The sequence below is a fragment of the Dietzia alimentaria 72 genome (assembly GCF_000226215.1).
GTDB classification, from domain to species: Bacteria; Actinomycetota; Actinomycetes; order Mycobacteriales; family Mycobacteriaceae; genus Dietzia; species Dietzia alimentaria.
On the sequence record NZ_AGFF01000032.1, the window covers coordinates 1 to 16,995 of the forward strand.

Annotated in this window: 15 protein-coding genes; 8 read left to right on the forward strand and 7 right to left on the reverse strand. The window is 67.6% G+C overall.

What is annotated here, in order from left to right; genetic code table 11:
- The first annotated feature begins 379 nt into the window (after positions 1-379).
- The 5 genes from ON04_RS15110 (at position 380) to ON04_RS15140 (ending at position 6,097) form a co-directional block, all read left to right on the forward strand.
- Complete coding sequence (locus ON04_RS15110) at positions 380-943, forward strand: hypothetical protein (RefSeq protein ID WP_010542483.1); 564 nt, start codon at positions 380-382, stop codon at positions 941-943.
- A 996-nt stretch (positions 944-1,939) separates the two neighbouring features.
- Positions 1,940-3,061 (forward strand): iron-siderophore ABC transporter substrate-binding protein, encoded by a 1,122-nt coding sequence (locus ON04_RS15125; protein ID WP_010542486.1) that lies wholly within the window; start codon positions 1,940-1,942, stop codon positions 3,059-3,061.
- Positions 3,062-3,066: 5 nt separating this feature from the next.
- Positions 3,067-4,164, forward strand: a complete 1,098-nt coding sequence (locus ON04_RS15130) for a FecCD family ABC transporter permease (protein ID WP_238529347.1) — start codon at positions 3,067-3,069, stop codon at positions 4,162-4,164.
- The gene (locus tag ON04_RS15135) at positions 4,161-5,189 is read left to right on the forward strand and encodes a FecCD family ABC transporter permease (RefSeq protein WP_010542488.1); all 1,029 of its coding nucleotides are present in this window, start codon (positions 4,161-4,163) and stop codon (positions 5,187-5,189) included. The genes ON04_RS15130 and ON04_RS15135 overlap by 4 nt, the downstream gene beginning before the upstream one ends.
- Positions 5,189-6,097, forward strand: a complete 909-nt coding sequence (locus ON04_RS15140; protein ID WP_010542489.1) for an ABC transporter ATP-binding protein — start codon at positions 5,189-5,191, stop codon at positions 6,095-6,097. Before ON04_RS15135 ends, ON04_RS15140 begins: the two co-directional genes overlap by 1 nt.
- A gap of 96 nt (positions 6,098-6,193) precedes the next feature.
- On the opposite strand, the gene acnA is transcribed toward ON04_RS15140, so the two are convergent.
- From acnA to ON04_RS15160, 4 genes are all read right to left on the reverse strand, one after another.
- The gene (gene acnA, locus ON04_RS15145) at positions 6,194-9,031 is read right to left on the reverse strand and encodes an aconitate hydratase (protein WP_010542490.1); all 2,838 of its coding nucleotides are present in this window, start codon (positions 9,029-9,031) and stop codon (positions 6,194-6,196) included.
- A gap of 110 nt (positions 9,032-9,141) precedes the next feature.
- The gene (locus ON04_RS15150) at positions 9,142-9,741 is read right to left on the reverse strand and encodes an energy-coupling factor transporter transmembrane component T family protein (RefSeq protein WP_010542491.1); all 600 of its coding nucleotides are present in this window, start codon (positions 9,739-9,741) and stop codon (positions 9,142-9,144) included.
- Complete coding sequence (locus ON04_RS15155) at positions 9,741-10,451, reverse strand: energy-coupling factor ABC transporter ATP-binding protein (protein ID WP_010542492.1); 711 nt, start codon at positions 10,449-10,451, stop codon at positions 9,741-9,743. The genes ON04_RS15150 and ON04_RS15155 overlap by 1 nt, the downstream gene beginning before the upstream one ends.
- Positions 10,448-11,050 (reverse strand): biotin transporter BioY, encoded by a 603-nt coding sequence (locus ON04_RS15160; RefSeq protein ID WP_010542493.1) that lies wholly within the window; start codon positions 11,048-11,050, stop codon positions 10,448-10,450. Before ON04_RS15160 ends, ON04_RS15155 begins: the two co-directional genes overlap by 4 nt.
- 153 nt (positions 11,051-11,203) lie before the next feature.
- Here ON04_RS15160 and ON04_RS15165 point away from each other — a divergent pair, with 153 nt between their 5' ends.
- From ON04_RS15165 to ON04_RS15175, 3 genes are all read left to right on the forward strand, one after another.
- Positions 11,204-12,832 (forward strand): NERD domain-containing protein, encoded by a 1,629-nt coding sequence (locus tag ON04_RS15165; RefSeq protein ID WP_010542494.1) that lies wholly within the window; start codon positions 11,204-11,206, stop codon positions 12,830-12,832.
- Positions 12,833-13,034: 202 nt separating this feature from the next.
- The gene (locus ON04_RS16035) at positions 13,035-13,508 is read left to right on the forward strand and encodes a hypothetical protein (RefSeq protein WP_010542495.1); all 474 of its coding nucleotides are present in this window, start codon (positions 13,035-13,037) and stop codon (positions 13,506-13,508) included.
- Complete coding sequence (locus tag ON04_RS15175; RefSeq protein ID WP_141564830.1) at positions 13,508-14,446, forward strand: hypothetical protein; 939 nt, start codon at positions 13,508-13,510, stop codon at positions 14,444-14,446. The genes ON04_RS16035 and ON04_RS15175 overlap by 1 nt, the downstream gene beginning before the upstream one ends.
- A gap of 79 nt (positions 14,447-14,525) precedes the next feature.
- On the opposite strand, the gene ON04_RS15180 is transcribed toward ON04_RS15175, so the two are convergent.
- From ON04_RS15180 to ON04_RS15190, 3 genes are all read right to left on the reverse strand, one after another.
- A complete protein-coding gene (locus ON04_RS15180) occupies positions 14,526-14,996 on the reverse strand; it encodes an Hsp20/alpha crystallin family protein (RefSeq protein WP_010542497.1) in 471 nt (156 codons plus the stop codon).
- Positions 14,997-15,138: 142 nt separating this feature from the next.
- Positions 15,139-15,771: a response regulator gene (locus ON04_RS15185; protein ID WP_010542498.1), complete on the reverse strand. Its 633-nt coding sequence runs from the start codon at positions 15,769-15,771 to the stop codon at positions 15,139-15,141.
- A complete protein-coding gene (locus ON04_RS15190; protein WP_238529348.1) occupies positions 15,768-16,985 on the reverse strand; it encodes a sensor histidine kinase in 1,218 nt (405 codons plus the stop codon). The genes ON04_RS15185 and ON04_RS15190 overlap by 4 nt, the downstream gene beginning before the upstream one ends.
- Positions 16,986-16,995: the final 10 nt, after the last annotated feature.

The window sequence follows — 16,995 nt, forward strand, 5'->3', positions numbered from 1 at the left end:
TCGTCGATACCGGATTGGCCCTGACGGATGCACTCCTGCAACACCTCATAGCAGGCGATCAACCGTTGCGCGGCGCCACGATTTTCCGCCCGCCAGCCCGCCGTCGCGGCAGTAACCAGCGCGGACATCGAACCTGGGGCGGGATCACCAACCATCCTCGCCCCCTGTCATCAGCGGGAAACCAGCCCCGCACCTGAATCGAATCTGTGTTCTAGTTTACGCACACACATTCGAACACGCAAGGGGTAGTTTACGTATTAGTGCGGCGTAGCGGTGCCGAGCGAGTAACGGATCCCCGTTCAGTCTCTATATGTGGTGGACTGACGTTTCGTTGATCACGTTGGGGCGACCGCCCCTCATGTTTGCTCGGAGGCCACCCATGACCAAGACCATCGCCTATGCCGGAGCCTTGGCTACCGCACTCCTTGTCGCCTCCGCAGGCGCCGCCTCGGCGGAGGAATCCGGTTTGTCCTCGGGCGGGCTGGGGAGTGCGTCGCCTTCTGGGCAGGCCGACGGGAACGTCGAAGGCAAGGATGCGGGCGAGGGCGAAGCTGAAGGGCCTCTTGGTTCGCTAGGGGAGCTCGCTCCCGCGTCGGTCACCGGTTCGCTTCCGGGGTACACCACCGGCCCGATCGGCTCGACCGCCGCGGTCGGCTGCAATATCGGCACCGTGGCAGGGTGGGCGGCGCAGGCGACGGGCATCCCGTTGCCGATCCCAGTAGGCATCGTGTGCGGTGTCCTCAATCCTGTAGCCCGCTCAGCTGACTCGCTTGTCGCCGGCGATATCGAGGGCTCGGTCGGGGAGATCGTCGGGGGCGTGCCGCTCGTCGGGAACTCGCTCGCCGACAAGGTGGATACCGGCTCCGCTACCGAGTCCGTGGAAAACATCGTCGGCGAGCGTTTGGGTTCGCTTTCCGGGTCCTCGCTTTCGCCCGAGAACTAACTCGAGCCCACTCAGGCCCTTCTGGCGAGCCCCGGCCGAGTCGACACGTCGGCCGGGGTGTACCTCCGAGCCGGTGAACCTGATCTGATGTTGGTGATCAGGGGATTCGTTTCTTTCGCGGGCCCCGCCTCGAGTTCTCGGGTTGTTCAGATGCCCGGTGAGGCCTGTTCTGCAGCCCGGTGATAGGCATCGCCGAGATAGCCGATGGCGGCGACCTCGCGCAGCACTCCCAGCTGAAGCCGTCACAGGGCCGGATCACCGGCCCCGAGCTCGACCACTCAGCCCTTGACGGGATCGCCCGCGTCCGGCAACCTATCTCCGACTCGAAGGCGACGTCTGCGCGACAGATCGAGGGCATGGCCGTTTTGTCGGGCAGGCCGAGGGGGCCGAGCTGCTAGAAGTCAGCACGGGCGTTGAGCCGGTGCACGGCCCGGTTCCTGATGCCCGGCTTCGAGGCGAGCCGGCGCGTGGGGCTCGCGCCCGGGGGTCTGCCGACGGAAAGTTCGTCGAAGGCGGTCTCGAGTACCGTGCCCATCACTGCTGCAGTGGTCCCGGGCGCGGGAGGGCGCGTCCGAGCGGTTAGCAGCTGTATGCCGAGGTCGCTGATTTGGTGCGCAAATCTGTCACTCACCAAAAGGGGCGCCGGGTCGTGGAGCCAGGCTAGACCCACCCGGACGCTCAACGGCCGGGTGATCCGGCCAGGCGTGCGGCCGCAAATAGTCCGCAGAATCATCCTGTTGCGCGTGGCGCCCATCCCCGGGTCCGGTGCGGTCGGCCCGTTCTCCGCTGGCGCTCCGACTTATTCGGGGACGTGGCCACCGGCGGAGGCCATGAAGGATAGGCTCACCTAAGCACAATGCGAGTGGGATGAATCACATTGTTGCATTGGTAAAGTCGGCGAACCCCTCACCAGCCTTGCGGTCGGGGCTGCCATCGGTTTAATGTTGCGCCCGTCATAGGTAAGCCAAACCTAAGTTGAATTGAACCGGAGATCCCATGAGTGCACCTGCCGCACCACCCCTGTCCCTGCCAGGGGGCACCGACTATCCCGCCGGCTCGCGCGGGCTCGGCTCGAAACGGCGCAGCGCACTACTGGCCTTGGCGGGGATCGTGGCGCTGCTGGCGATGTTGGCGGGATGCTCGACCGGAGCGGTGGGCGGGTCTGAAGAGTCGACCGCAACCACTGATGTCGAGCGTGAAGGCGACTTCCCGCGCACTATCAAGCACGCATACGGTGAGACGGAGATCCCCGCTGCGCCCCAGCGCGTGACCACGGTCTCGTGGGTCAATGCGGACGTGTCCCTGGCGCTCGGCGTGGTCCCAGTGGGGATGCCGCGCAACTCGTTCGGCGCCAACGCGGCCGGCTCCACCGACTGGTTTGATGCCGAGCTCGCCGAGCAGGGGGCTCAGATGCCCGCGCTGTATTCGGAGACCGACGGCATCAACACCGAGGCGATCGCCGCGATCGAACCCGACCTCATCCTGGGTGCCTACTCCGGGATGACGGAGGAGGAGTACGAAATTCTGTCCAAGATCGCCCCGACCGTGGCGATGCCCGAGGGAGACGTGGCTTACGGCACCGCCTGGCAGGACTCCACCCGGCTCATCGGCGAGGCGCTGGGCCGCTCGCAAGCCGCTGAGGAACTGATCGCGCAGGTTGAGGGGGAGATCGAGCAGGTCTCCGCCGACAGTCCGTCGATCAGGGGGACCACGTTCATCTACGGCACGCTCGACCCCGAGGCGGCCGAGAAGATCTACGCCTTCACGGACGTCGACAACCGCCCGCGCTTCCTCGAGCAACTGGGTATGGTCCAGGCACCCGCCGTCGCAAAGGCGGCCAGCGGCTCGCCCGACGAGTTCGCCGTCAGTTGGTCGCCCGAACGGGCTGATGAACTGGCCGCCGACATCCTGGTCACTTACGTCTCCTCCGAGCGTGTCCGTCAGGCGATCGAGTCCGACCCCTTGCTCGGCCGTATCCCTGCGGTCCAGGCCGGGCGAATGGTGACCCAGTCCGACGAGCAGCAGGTACTGTCCATTTCCGCGGCCTCGCCGTTGAGCCTTCCATGGGCGATCAAGAACGTGGTGCCCGACATCATCGCGGCGGCCGAGCAGGGCTGACGTCGGTGACAGGAACAGTGATCGCCCCGACACGTCGGCAACAGGCCGCCGAGCCCGCGGCGGGGCGTCGCCGTGTCGTGACCGGGACGGTGGTGTCGCTGGCGCTGCTGATCGCGGGCGTGGCCGCGTCGCTGTTCGTGGGTGCCCGGACCGTCGACCCATCAGTCGTGTGGTCGGTATTGGCGGGTCTGCCGACGCAATATCTGGCGGGTGACCTCAGCGCGGCGCTCGCTCCCGGATCCGGTGCGGACATGAGCGAGGTCGTGGTCACGGCTCGGGTACCCAGGACCATCACAGCGATTCTCGTGGGTGCCGCTCTGGCAGTGGCGGGATCCGGACTACAGGGCGCCACCCGCAACCCCCTCGGCGACCCGGGTCTGCTCGGGCTCACCGCCGGCGCCGCGCTCGGAGTGGTGCTGGGCCTCGCGTTGGCCCCCGCCGCCGGGCCGACCGCCGTGGCGGTGTTCGCGATGTCCGGTGCGTTGCTCGCGGGCATGGTCGTGGTGGGGGCCGGGCGCCTCGGCGCGGACTCCGATACCGGTCTCATCCTGGCGGGCGCCGCCGTGACAGCCGGGTGCACGGCGGTCACATCGTCGCTGGTGATCGCGCTGCCCGCTGTGCTCGACAGGTTTCGTTTCTGGGGCCTGGGCACGGTTGCGCGCTCCGGTATCGCGGAAATCGGCGCGGCGCTGCCGTTCCTCGCCGTGGGGCTCGTGCTGGTCCTGGCCGGCGCAGCCTCCCTCGACGCGCTCGCGCTCGGAGACGACCTCGCCCGGGGGCTCGGCGTAGGACCGGTGGCCGGTCGGGCCGTTGTACTGACCGGGGCCGTGGTCCTGTCCGGCGTCGCGACCGCGCTCGCCGGCCCCATCGCGTTCCTCGGTCTGCTCGTGCCACACCTGCTGCGCCGACTGGTCGGCGTGAGCAACCGCGTGGTCCTGGGGCTGTCGCTTGTCTCCGGCCCCGCCGTGCTGCTGTTCGCGGACACGGCGGGGCGCGTGATCGCACCTCCAGGCGAGATCGCGGTGGGTGTGATGACCGTGGCGATCGGAGTGCCCTTCCTCATCGCGCTGCTGAGGGCCAACAGGGGAGTAGGGGCGCCATGAGCCAGGCCGAGATCCTGGTTCGCCGGCTTTCCACCAAGCGCCGGCGGAATGCCCTCGTCGTCGTCGTGGCTCTGGCTGCCACCCTTGTCTCGCTGATGGCCGCGCGTGTACTGCTGGGCCGCTACACGGTGACCTTCCCAGACTTCTTCGCGATCTTGGGCGGTGCCACCATCCCCGGCGCGACCTTCGTCGTGATGGAGGACAAGCTGCCCCGGGCGGTCCTCGGCGCGCTCGCAGGACTCGCGTTTGGTGCGTCAGGCGCACTGTTTCGCCGTGTACTTGGCAACCCGCTGGCCAGCCCGGACATCCTGGGAATCTCGCACGGGGCCTCTGCCGGGGCCGTGGCCGGCATGGCGCTGTGGGGGCTGCGTGGGGTGGAGATCGTGCCCGCCGCACTCATCGGCTCCGGGATCGCTCTGGTCATCGTTCTCTGCGCGTCCGCGGGTCGACACACGGGGATCGTGGGGCAACGCTTCCTGATCGGCGGTGTGGCGGTGGCGGCGCTCGGGACCGCTGTGGTCACCCAGCTCATCGCGCGACTCTCGCTCACGGATGCGCAGCAGGCCGCCGTGTGGACCGTCGGCTCGCTGGCAGGCGCATCGGGGAGCCGTATCGCATGGTTGTCGATGGCGCTTGTCGTGTTGCTACCACTGGGTGCGTGGCTCCATACAGCGCTCCGTCCCGCAGAACTGGGCCCAGAGCTTGCCGTGGGACTCGGTGCCCGACCGGTGCCGACCCGTGCGGCAGCCCTCGGTGTGGGCACCGTGCTCGCCGCAGCTGCTACAGCTGTAGCGGGACCGCTGGCGTTCGTAGCCCTTCTGTCAACTCCGGCCGCCACTGCACTCGGCCGCGGCCGGCCCGGGATCCTCGCCGCAGCGCTGACCGGTGCCGTGATCGTGGTGACCGCCGACATCGTGGCTTCAGAGGCCCTGTCCACCGTTGATCTCCCCACCGGCGTGGTGACAGGCGCGATCGGCGCCCCCGCCATGCTGTGGATCCTCCTTCGCTCGAGAAAGGTCGCCTGATGAGGATGACCGTGCCCGTCGCCAGTGCACCTGCCGAAGCTGCCTGCACCGCTACGACCCCGGTGTCCGGGGACGCACCTGCATTCCGGCTCCGCGGTCTGACCCTCGGCTACGGCGCCGAGCCAGTTATCCGCGACCTCGATCTTGACGTCCCCGCAGGCAAGACCACCGTCTTGATCGGCGCGAACGGCTGCGGCAAGTCCACGATCCTGCGCGCCCTCGGACGCCAGCTGCAGCCGGTGTCGGGATCGATCGAGGCCTCCGGACATGAGCTCGGCTCGGTGAAGTCCCGTGAATACGCGCGCTCGGTGGCCTTCCTACCCCAGTCGCCGCTCGTGCCCGAGGGGCTCACAGTGGCGGAACTGGTCGCCCGAGGACGCCACCCGCACCGACGGTGGTGGGGAGGGGGCGACGACGACCTCGCCGTCGCTGAAGCGTTGACCATGACCGGCACCGCGGAGTTCGCACATCGTCGGGTCGATGAGCTGTCTGGCGGTCAACGACAACGCGTCTGGGTGGCGCTCGTGTTGGCCCAGGCCACCCCGACCCTGCTCCTCGACGAGCCGTGCTCGTTTCTCGACCTGGCGCACCAGCTCGACGTGCTGGACCTGGTCCACGACCTGCCGATGCCCGGCGCAGGCGGGACTGCGGAGCAAGTAGTGGGCCGTCGGACGGTGGTCGCGGTCCTGCACGAGCTCAGTCTGTCCGCACGCGTTGCAGACCATTTGGTGGCGGTGGCCGAGGGCGGTGTGGTGGCCGCCGGCACTCCGCACGAGGTGCTGACCGAGGAGACCCTGCGCCGGGTGTTTGACCTGGACGCCGACATCATCAACGACCCGGCTACCGGCCACCCCGTGGTGCTGCCGCGGGGACGGGCCGGAACCAGGACGAGAAAGGGGAACGCATGACCGTGGCCGGACCTACACCGTGCGCCGTGCCGACACCGTCGACCTCGACGAAGAGCGTTCATGGGCTACTGGCGCCGCGGGGCCGCAGAATCCTGATCATGCGCCTCCTGCGGCCACGAGCTGGCGGAGGACGTACTGCAGGATGCCGCCGTTGAGGTAGTACGCCTCCTCCGCCGGGGTGTCCACCCGGACCTTAGCCTGGAAGTCCCGGCTCTTGCCGTCCTTCTCGACGGTGACGGTGACCTCGTCCGGTAGTTCGGAGATGCCCTCCAGCCCGGTGACCGAGTACACCTCGTCGCCCTCGAGCCCGAGTGAATCCGCGTCCTCGCCGGCGGGAAACTGCAGCGGCAGCACACCCATTCCGATGAGGTTGGAGCGGTGGATGCGCTCGAAGGATTTGGCGATGACGGCCCGCACGCCGAGCAGCATCGTGCCCTTGGCGGCCCAGTCCCGGGACGAGCCGGAACCGTAGTCGGCACCTGCGAGGACAACCAGCGGGACGTCGTCGGACCGGTACCGCATCGCCGCGTCGTAGATGCTCATCTGCTCGCCGTCCGGCCACAGCTTTGTCTCGCCGCCCTCGACACCGGGGACGAGTTCATTCCGGAGCCGGACATTCGCAAAGGTGCCGCGGATCATGACGTGGTGGTTGCCACGGCGGGACCCGTAGGAGTTGAAGTCCCTCGGGTCGACGCCCTTGTCCGTGAGGTACTTGCCGGCGGGGCTGTCCTTTTTGATTGCGCCGGCGGGCGAAATGTGGTCGGTGGTCACGGAATCGCCGAGCTTGGCCAGGACTCGCGCACCGGAGATGTCGCGGATCGGCTCGGGACTGACCTGCATGCCGTCGAAATAGGGAGGACGCTGGATGTACGTCGACTCGTCATCCCAGTCGTAGACGTCGCCCTCGACGATATCCATGCCCCGCCAGTTGGCGTCTCCCGCATAGACGTCGGAGTAGCCATCGGTGAACATGGCCGCCTCGACGTTCGCGTCTACGACTTCCTTGATCTCCTCACCGGTGGGCCAGATGTCGCGGAGATAGATCTCCTCGCCGTCGTCGTTGCTGCCGAGCGGTTCGGTGAGCAGATCGGTGTGGAGGCTGCCGGCGAGCGCGTACGCGATCACCAGGGGAGGCGAGGCCAGGAAGTTCATCTTGACCTCGGGATGGATCCGACCCTCGAAGTTGCGGTTGCCCGACAGCACGGAACACACGGTCAGGTCCTCCGCCTCGGCTGCGGCACTGACCTCCGGGATGAGGGGACCGGAGTTGCCGATGCATGTGGTGCATCCGTACCCGACGAGGTGGAATCCCAGCTCCTCCAGGTAGGGCGTGAGACCGGAGCGCTCGAAGTAGTCCGTGACGACGCGGGACCCGGGTGCGAGGGTGGTCTTGACCCAGGGGCGGGTGCGTAGACCACGCTCGACGGCCTTCTTGGCGAGCAGCGCGGCGCCCAGCATGACCGAGGGGTTAGAGGTATTGGTGCAGGAGGTGATGGCGGCGATCACGACGTCGCCGTGGTCGATAATCGCGTTCTTTCCATTGATCACCACCTCGGTCGGATCGCTGGGCCAGCCGAGCTTGGCATTGGCCGTGAGCTGCTCCTCGGACAGTTGGCGCGGTGGTGGCTCGTTGGTCGGTCGCGCCCCGGGCGAAACGGGATCGGACGCGGGGAACGAGTGGGCTGAGGCGTCATCGATCCCTCCCTTGCCGGAGGACGAGCGGTCGGAGTCGTCGCGGAGAAGCCCGAGCACCGTTCGGGGGGCATCTCCGAGGGCGATGCGGTCCTGTGGGCGACGTGGGCCGGCGATGGATGCCTCGATGGTCGACAAGTCGAGATCAACCACCCGGGTGAAGTCCGGGAGGTGTTCGGGGTCGTGCCACAGGCCCTGCTCGCGCGCGTACGCCTCGACCAGCGCGATCTGATGATCCTCACGGCCGGTCAGCCGCATGTAGTCGAGGGTCTCGGCGTCGATCGGGAACATCGTGGCCGTGGACCCGTATTCCGGACTCATGTTGCCGATCGTGGCGCGGGTGGCCAGCGGGACATTGGCGACGCCGGGGCCGAAGAACTCGACGAACTTTCCGACCACCCCGATCCCGCGGAGCAACTCGGCCACGGTGAGCACGAGGTCGGTGGCCGTGGTGCCCTCCGGCATCTCGCCGCCGAGCCGGATGCCGATGACCTGGGGGATCAACATGCTCATCGGCTGTCCGAGCATCGCCGCTTCGGCCTCGATCCCGCCGACGCCCCAGCCGAGCACACCCAGGCCGTTGACCATCGGTGTGTGCGAGTCGGTGCCGACGAGGGTGTCCGGGTACGCCTGCGTGGAATCGGACCCCGGCCGGGTGAACACGACCCGGGACAGGTACTCGAGATTGACCTGGTGGCAGATTCCGGTGTCGGGTGGGACCACCACGAAGTCGTCGAAGGACTGTTGCCCCCACCGGAGCAGCTGGTAGCGCTCCTGGTTGCGCTGGAATTCTAGTTCGGCGTTGATGCCGAACGAGTCCGGGCTCGCGAAGGAGTCCGCGATGACTGAATGGTCGATCACGAGTTCTGCCGGGATCTGCGGGTTGATCGAGGCGGGATCCCCGCCGAGCTCGGTCATCGCGTCCCGCATGGCCACGAGGTCGACAACGCACGGGACGCCGGTGAAGTCCTGCATGAGCACGCGCGCGGGCGTGTATTGGATCTCCGGATTGTTCTCAGACGCCGGATCCCAGTCGCGGACCGCCTCCACCTGGGCGGAGGTGACCATGCGGCCGTCCTCGTTGCGGAGCAGGTTCTCCAGAAGAACCTTCAGTGAGTAGGGAAGTCGAGCTGACCCTTCGATCGAGTCCAATCGATAGATCTCATACGAATTCCCGTCGACGTCGAGCGTGCTGCGGGCCCCGAAGCTGTTCGGGGCGGTGCTCTCCTGTTCCTGTGACATCGCCTGTCCACCTCCATGCGTCTGCGACGGCCGACCGCTCACGTTGATGTGATCCCGGTCATACCCCACCGTAGGCCTGTCGGCAGTCGAAAAACAGCTTTCGGCGGGGCTCAGTCGTCGACGCCGCGGGCGGCGAGGGCATCGCCCAGCTGATCCGCTGTCGTGAGCGCCCCCAGAACGGTGGGAACGACCAGCGCGCGGACCGACATACCTAGGCCGCGGGCCTTACGTGCCTCGGTGACCTGCTGCAATTGCCGTGCCAGTAGTGGAATGGCGCGGATCGTCAGCACCAGGACCAGCGCGATGCGGTCGGGTGAGACGCCGACGAACCGCAATGGTTGCGCGGCCCTTGTGACGGCGTCGAGCATGTCCGAGATCCGAGTTGTCACCGCGACGAGGCCTGCGACGGCAATGGCCACGAGGAGAGATCCGCTCACCCGGATCGCGGTGTCGAGGTCGGCGACGACCCACTGCAGGATGAGGATCGCGATGAGCATCGGTAGCACGGGACGGATCTGCTCCCAGGCGGCGCGCGGTCGGATTCGGCCGATCGCGTACAACATGGCCGTTCCGCCCAGTGCGGGAAGGACGTGCCAGGGCTCGCTGATCCCCAGGGACACCGCGAGGATCAGCACGCACACCAGCAGGATCTTCCACCCGGCAGGCATGCGGTGTAGCAGCGAGTGACCCGGCTGATAGGTGGCGAACACTAACGCTCCAACGCGATCCGGCGGTATCCGGACAGGGCCGGGCCCGGGGTGTCGTCGATCACCACGCGGCCGCCGTCGACCACCAGCACACGATCGAAATCGGCGACCAGGTCCAAATCGTGGGTCACCACCACGAGCTGCTGTGGCAGCGCTCCGAACGTGTCGGCCACCAGTGACCGGTTACGGAGATCGAGCAGGGTGGTGGGCTCGTCGGCCACGATCACGGCAGGTTCGGTCACCAGCACCGCCGCGAGCGCCAACAATTGCTTCTGCCCGCCGGAGAGGAGGTGGCATGGATGATCCGCGTGCTCGGCCAGACCGTACGACTGGAGAACCTGCTCGACTCGTCGTCGTCGTTCTTGCTTGTCCATCCCCGAACGGCGTAGGGAAAAGTCCACGTCCTCCGCGACGGTGGGCATGACGATCTGGGTGTCCGGATCGGTGAAGCAGAACCCCACCCGACGGCGAACCTTGGCACCCTTGCGGCGGGTGTCCAGGCCGTCGACCGTCACCGTGCCGGAGGTCGGGACGACCAGACCGTTGATCATGCGGGCGAGAGTTGACTTGCCGCCGCCGTTCACTCCCACGATCCCGATCCGCCGCTCGGTGAGTGTCAGGTCGACCCCGGCGAGAACGGTCCGATCGCCGTAGGAGTGACCCACGCCGTCGAACCGGATCTCCACCGCGCCGGTGGGGTCGGTCCCGGTCACGCTGCAGTGGCCCGCTTTCCGCGCAGTGGCGCGATCAGTCCCGGGCGGGCCTTGTGCACCTGCTGCGCGACGATCGCAGTGACGACCGCCTTTGCCAGGTCGCCGGGCAGGAAGACGGTGTTCGCGCCGATTGCCCCGCCCAGGGTCAGTTCGGTTCGCAGCAGCATGCCGGCCACGCCGAACGCGTAGATCACGACGAGGCCGCCGAGGATGTTGATGAGCAGCCCCGGAACGAGGCGGTAGCGGGGCATCATCCAGGCGGTGAGCAGGCCGATCACGAAGACCGCCGGGATCCAGCCGATCAGGAATCCGGCGGTGGGGCCCGCGAGTGACGTCAGCGTGGTGCGGCCTCCGGCCAGGACCGGCAGTGCCAGACCGATCACCATCACCACCAGGACGGACAGCGCACCCTTGCGCCAGCCGAGAAGCGAACCGGCCAACATCACGCCGAGCGTCTGCAGCGTGATGGGAACGCCCGCGGAGCCGATGCTGATCTGGCCGGGCAGGCCGAGAACGACGATCAGGGCGGCGAATACCGCGATCTGGGCCAGATCCCTGGTAGTACTACGGGCAGGGGCCCGGTCGATCGACATGGTCATGATTCTCCTCGCATACATGGCGGCCGCCCCGCGACCTGAACACTGTTCATTGTGACAGTCCGGTGGTGGTCGGCACGCATGCGGGGCGGGGGAACGGAGCCGGTAACGCGGAGTGCGACCCGCATCGCTGGCCCGGCGGGTAGATGTTGGTGCATGCCCCGCGTTCTGCCCGAGAATCCCGTCTACGGCCACCACTCCGAATCGCAGGTCGTCGATCTCCTGCGCGACCAGCTTTCGGAGGACTGCCTCATCGTTGTTGGGCAGCGCGTCTCGACCGATGAGAAGGAGCACGAGGTCGACGTGTTGGTGGCGATGCCGGGCGCCGGAATCGTCGCCATGGAGATCAAATCCGGATGGATCGCGCACGAAAACGGCCAGTGGGTTCAGGGCAGTGGAACCAAACGATTCCCGATCGACCCGGTCACCCAGTGTCGTGAGGCTCTCTACGCCCTTCGCGGGTACGTCAGCGCCGACCCGCGGTGGCCGGATCAGTATCAGCGCTGGACGCACATGCTGGTGTTCCCGCACGCCTCGATCCCGGACGACTTTGCACTGCCGGACATCCGGAGGAACCGGATCGTCGACCGTGACCAGCTCGACCAGCTCGCCTCGATCGCCCACAGGCTCGCACAGGACTCAGGACCGCAGGATCGCCCGTTCCTGTCCGTGGACACCGTCAACCGGTTGGCCGACGTACTCGGCGGTCGCGGACTGCCCCAGCGGGACGTGGTGGCCCGTGCCGCGGAGAACGCCTCCATCGCGGACGCGCTCACCAGGGAGCAGTCGGTGCTGTTGCGGGCGATCGACGCGCTACCGCGGGTGGAGATCCGCGGTGGAGCGGGCAGTGGAAAGACCTATCTGGCGTTAGAGCAGGCCCGACGGCTCTCCCGGGCCGGCCAACGCGTTGCGCTGATCTGCTACTCGCACGGCCTGGCCAGTTACCTCAAGCGGGTGACGAGTGGGTGGCGGCGCCGGGAGCAGCCCGCGTACGTGGGCGAGTTCCACGCGCTCGGGGTGGAGTGGGGTGCCCCGGTCGGACCGGACGAGCGGGTTCGTTCGGAGGAGACCGTGCGGTGGTGGGAGGAGGAACTGCCGCGCCGGATGGCGGACCTGGCGGACAAACTTCCCGACGGCAAGAGGTTCGACGCCGTGATCGTGGACGAGGCCCAGGACTTTGCGGACAGCTGGTGGCACCCGGTGATCGGCGCGTTGCGCGACCGCGAGAACGGCCGGTTGATGATCGTGGGCGACATCGGCCAGAGCGTGTTCGACCGCGCCGGGCGACCGCCGGTCGACCTGGTCCCTCTCGTTCTGGATCACAACCTTCGCAACACCAGGCAGATCGCCAGCGCCTTTATGCCGCTGGTGGGGCAGCGGATGGAACTGCGCGGGGGCACCGGGCCGGAGGTCCGTTACGTCACCGTCCCCGAGGGTTCGGATCCGATCGCCACCGGCGACGACGAGGCGATGCGTCTGCTCGACGAGGGCTGGCAGCCGAAAGACGTCGCGCTGCTGACCACCGGTTCCCGTCACCCGATGCAGGTCGAGCTCCAGGACGACGGCAATGATGCCTACTGGGAGACCTTTTGGAGCGGGGAGGACATCTTCTACGGCCACGTGCTGGGTTTCAAGGGACTTGAGCGGCCCGCGGTAGTGCTGGTGTGCAATCACCCCGATGATCTCGACAGGGTGCGGGAGCGCCTCTATGTAGGGCTGTCCCGGGCAACGGATGTTCTCATTGTGGTGGGCGGCCCGGATGCCCTCGCCGGATTCCTGACCTGATCTCACCGCCGCCGGGACCATTGACGCCGCGGGGATTGAGTTAAGATCATTTTTATCCCGCATTGTTTGGGAGGGTAAACACCCGGTTAAAGGGAGCCATTCGATGAATCAGAATCCGCCTCAGGGATGGGATGGCCCGTTCACGTCGGAGTTCGCGCCGGTTCAACATCCGGGTAACGGACCTGTACCGCAGAAACAGGGGATGTCGCCGGTACTGATCGTGGCGCTCACCGTGGTGGTGATGTTGCTCATCGGATTGATCGCGCTGGTGGCTGTTCTCTTGCTCCCCCGGCTGAACGGGGCCGACCCCGTGGCCGGCCCGGTCACGTCGACGGTGCAGGTGACGGCGACGGAATCTGCGGGCCAGCCGCCGGTACGATCCGCGGAGGCCGCGCCGCCTGTCCGGCCGGCGCAGGGTGGCAGACCCTCGGGCGCCTATGAGTGCCTGAACACCGGCGCGGGACAATATTCGAGCGCGGCGGTGGGCTCCAATCAGACTTCGTGTGAGTTCGCCGGTTCCGTGTGGTCGGAGTATCAGCTCGCAGCCGGAAACGGACAGTTCGCGACGATCAACGCCTACAGTCCCGTGACGGGTGCGGTGTACACGATGTCGTGTTCGGGGGGCGCCGTGGTGACCTGCACCGGTGGTAACAACGCCGTGGTCTACATCTACTGATGGCTCAGCCGGGGAACTCTGACGTCAGATTGCCGGCGAAGTCGCTTGCCATTGGAGTGCTCGGCATCGTGGCCCTCGTCGCGAGCGGCTGCGAGTCGGCCGGCGTCGCCAGGGAAACGGTGTTCGTCACGTCGACGGTTGCCACGGTGACCGGCGAACCGGCCCAGCCAGGTGAGGCGCCCCTGCCCGAGCGTACGGGCGTAGCGGTGACGCAGTCCCCGCACCTCGAGACCGGGGCGATGGCGAACGATTCCGCCGCCATGCTCGATCGGATAGTCGGACAGAGGGCTGGCATCGCGCTCACCCCGGCCGGTGGGGACGGGCAGATCCTCACCGCCGGAGTGTGGCAGGACGGGGTGGCCTGGTCGACGATCAAGGTTCCGCTGGCGATAGCGGCGACCCGGGTCGACCAGCAGACCGCCGGGAGCGCGAGTTCCGCCATCAGGGATTCGGACAACACGGCCGCCGAGAGTCTGTGGGCTGCCCTCGGCGGGGGCGCGTCGGCGTCGCGCGCGGTGACGGAGGTACTCGCGGAAGGCGGCGTCACGGGCGCGCCTGTTCCGGCGGTCCGTACCCGGGCGGAGTACTCGATTTTCGGCCAGACCCGCTGGTCGCTGGTTGACCAGGCCCGGTTTGCAGGAGCGCTTCCCTGCCTGGACGCCGCCGGTCCGGTCGTGGAACTGATGGGCGAGGTCTCACAGGATCAACGATGGGGTCTCGGCCGGATTCCGGGCGCGCGATTTAAGGGTGGATGGGGGCCGGGTGAGAGCGGTGGCTACCTCGTGCGGCAGTACGGACTGGTGCCGGGGGTCGACGGCGATGTGGCCGTGGCGATGGCGGTCGACGCCCCATCGTTCGAGGCCGGAGTAGCCGCACTGTCAGCGATGGCCGATGCGCTCGCGCCCGAACTGTCGACGATCCGTGGCGGTCGGTGCTGATTGACACTGGCCCGGCAGGACCCCGCCGCCCCGGCGTCGACCGAAGCCGGGGCGGCGGTGTGTGGCAGGTGGTGACGGCTCAGCTTTCGACAGCCGCCTCACCCTCGGACGAACCCTCGACCAGTTCCGACTGGTCGACCCGCTGGTTGCCGTGCGAGACCGCGATCTTGCGCGGCTGTGCGTCCTCGGCCACCGGGATAACGAGGCGGAGAACACCGTCGGTGTAGTCGGCTTCGATCCTGTCGGTGGCCAGGCCCTTGCCGATCGCGAGCTGGCGGGCGAACGTGCCGGCCTGGCGCTCGTGCATCAGCCACTGGGCATCACTGCCGGCGGGGGAGCGTCGCTCGGCGCGAACCGTGAGCGTGCGGTCCTCGACAGCGATGTCGATCGAGGACGGGTCCACGCCGGGCATGTCGATGAGTCCGACGAAGTTGTCTCCGTCCTTGTACAGGTCCATCGGCAGAGCGCTCGACGCCGTAGCGCTTCGCAGCCCTTCGCCGAAGAGTCGGTCGAGCTCTCGGAACGGATCGAATCGGTTGCTGGTGGCCATGGGTGTCTCCTCTGCGACTGATCGGGTCGCGCCGGCGTTTCCGGCGTCGCATCCTGTGCAACAGACGATGGTAATTGAGTATTCCCGACTCAACCCACGGCTGAAAGTGAGTCTGGTCGGCTCAGGTCATGCGCTGGTCGGCTCAGACCAGACCGAGCTCACGGGCCTTCGCCACCGCGGCGGTTCGAGAAGTCACGCCGAGCTTGTCGAACACATGCACCAGATGGGTCTTCACCGTGGGTTCTGACACGTGTAGAGACGCGGCGACCTGACGGTTGGTGGACCCCGCGGACACCGCACGCAGCACCTCGACCTCGCGGTCGGTGAGGACCGGCCGCGGATTGCGCAGTCGACCCATGAGTGTCGCTGCGACAGTGGGAGAAAGCGCGCTCTCGCCTGCGGCTGCCGCGCGCACCGCGCCCAGCAACTCGTCGGGCCCGGCGTCCTTGAGCAGGTAGCCACACGCCCCGGCTTCGATGGCGCCGACGATATCCCCGTCGGTGTCGTGGCTGGTCAGGACCAGAACCTGCGGGGGGTCGGCGAGTTCGCGGATCCTGGCAGTGGCGCGGACCCCGGCAGTGGCGTCACCGGCGAAGCGGAGATCCATCAGAACCACGTCCACGTCACCGATCCGACTACGCTCGACCGCCTCTTCGGCTTTGGACACCTCGGCGATCACCTCGATAGCGGGATCAGAAGCCAAAAGCGCACGCAGACCGGTCCGCACCACCGCGTGATCGTCCGCGAGCAGCACACGGATCCTCGTCGTCGTCATCGGTTTCCCTTCACGTGCAGCGGTAACTCCGCGCGCACCGTAGTACCCCGTCCGGGCGCGGACTCAACGGCGAGCGTGCCACCCAGATCGCGTACCCGCCGCGCCATCCCGTCCAGACCAAACGACGCGTCGGCCCTGGGTGCGTCCGGGTCGAACCCGTGCCCGTCGTCGGTGATCGTCAGCGTGATCCCCTCGGCGGAGTCGGCCAGGGAAAGCACTATGCGCTCCGGGGAACCGTGCTTGACCGCGTTGGTCAGAGCCTCCTGCGCGACGCGCACCGACACCGCCGCGGGCTCTGCGGGAGGCTCGGCGGAGAGGCCACCCTCCACGGAGATCTCGAGCGACGGGTTCTCGGATCGCACCCTCGCGGCGACGCGGCGCAAGGCGCCGGTCAACGACGCACCCTCCAGCGGTGTCGGCCTCAACGCCTCGATCAGGCGGCGTGTCTCGGTGAGGTTCTCGCCCGCGACCTCACGCGCCAGACGGATCTGCTCGATGGCGCGATGCTGCGGATCCGAGCGCTCGGCGGCGTGCAGCAACATCCCGATGCTCGACAGCCCCTGCGCGACGGTGTCGTGGATCTCGCCGGCCAACCGCGCCCGCTCGGCTTCTCGACCCACCTCGCGTTCCCGCGAGGCGAGCTCTGACCGGGTTGCCACCAACTCCGCGATCACCTCGCGCCGCGCCTGGGACTCGCGATACAGCGCCCGCACACCGGCCGACAGGCCCAACGCCACCACCGCACCGACGGCGGGACCGACCACCCCTGCGGGAGTGAAGCCGCTATGCAGCCCGAGTGCTACCACCGCGATCGTCGCCAGCAGCACGACCGCCGCCACGCCGGCCCACACGCCGAGCAGGAACAGGGCCACGAAGAACAGGGGGAACACCAGGTACGCGGCTTCCGGAATCTGCACCACCAACGCCGCCCACAGCGCGAGCACCGCGGCTAACCACCCCAGCCTGGCAGTTCGGCCTGTGCTGCGCCGCCGCTCCCACACGGTCCCGGCCCCGTACACGACCGCGAATCCCACGGCCGCGGCCACCGCTGGGAGATTGGGTTCGCCCGCCGTGGTGCGATGCGCGCTGATCAGCGTGAGAACCAGCAGCGCCGCCACCAACGTGTGCAAGGCGACCTGAAGCTGAGCTGACACCGCTCGGACCCCCACTGATTCGGGCGGGAGCTCCATATAGGTCATGGGCGCAGATGTCACGTGGACGACG

Coding starts and splice junctions, on each gene's coding strand:
- ON04_RS15110 (WP_010542483.1), top strand. CDS start 380: ATGACCAAGACCATCGCCTATGCCGGAGCCTTGGCTACCGCACTCCTT.
- ON04_RS15125 (WP_010542486.1), top strand. CDS start 1,940: ATGAGTGCACCTGCCGCACCACCCCTGTCCCTGCCAGGGGGCACCGAC.
- ON04_RS15135 (WP_010542488.1), top strand. CDS start 4,161: ATGAGCCAGGCCGAGATCCTGGTTCGCCGGCTTTCCACCAAGCGCCGG.
- ON04_RS15140 (WP_010542489.1), top strand. CDS start 5,189: ATGAGGATGACCGTGCCCGTCGCCAGTGCACCTGCCGAAGCTGCCTGC.
- acnA (WP_010542490.1), bottom strand. CDS start 9,031: ATGTCACAGGAACAGGAGAGCACCGCCCCGAACAGCTTCGGGGCCCGC.
- ON04_RS15160 (WP_010542493.1), bottom strand. CDS start 11,050: ATGACCATGTCGATCGACCGGGCCCCTGCCCGTAGTACTACCAGGGAT.
- ON04_RS15165 (WP_010542494.1), top strand. CDS start 11,204: ATGCCCCGCGTTCTGCCCGAGAATCCCGTCTACGGCCACCACTCCGAA.
- ON04_RS16035 (WP_010542495.1), top strand. CDS start 13,035: ATGTCGCCGGTACTGATCGTGGCGCTCACCGTGGTGGTGATGTTGCTC.
- ON04_RS15175 (WP_141564830.1), top strand. CDS start 13,508: ATGGCTCAGCCGGGGAACTCTGACGTCAGATTGCCGGCGAAGTCGCTT.
- ON04_RS15180 (WP_010542497.1), bottom strand. CDS start 14,996: ATGGCCACCAGCAACCGATTCGATCCGTTCCGAGAGCTCGACCGACTC.
- ON04_RS15185 (WP_010542498.1), bottom strand. CDS start 15,771: ATGACGACGACGAGGATCCGTGTGCTGCTCGCGGACGATCACGCGGTG.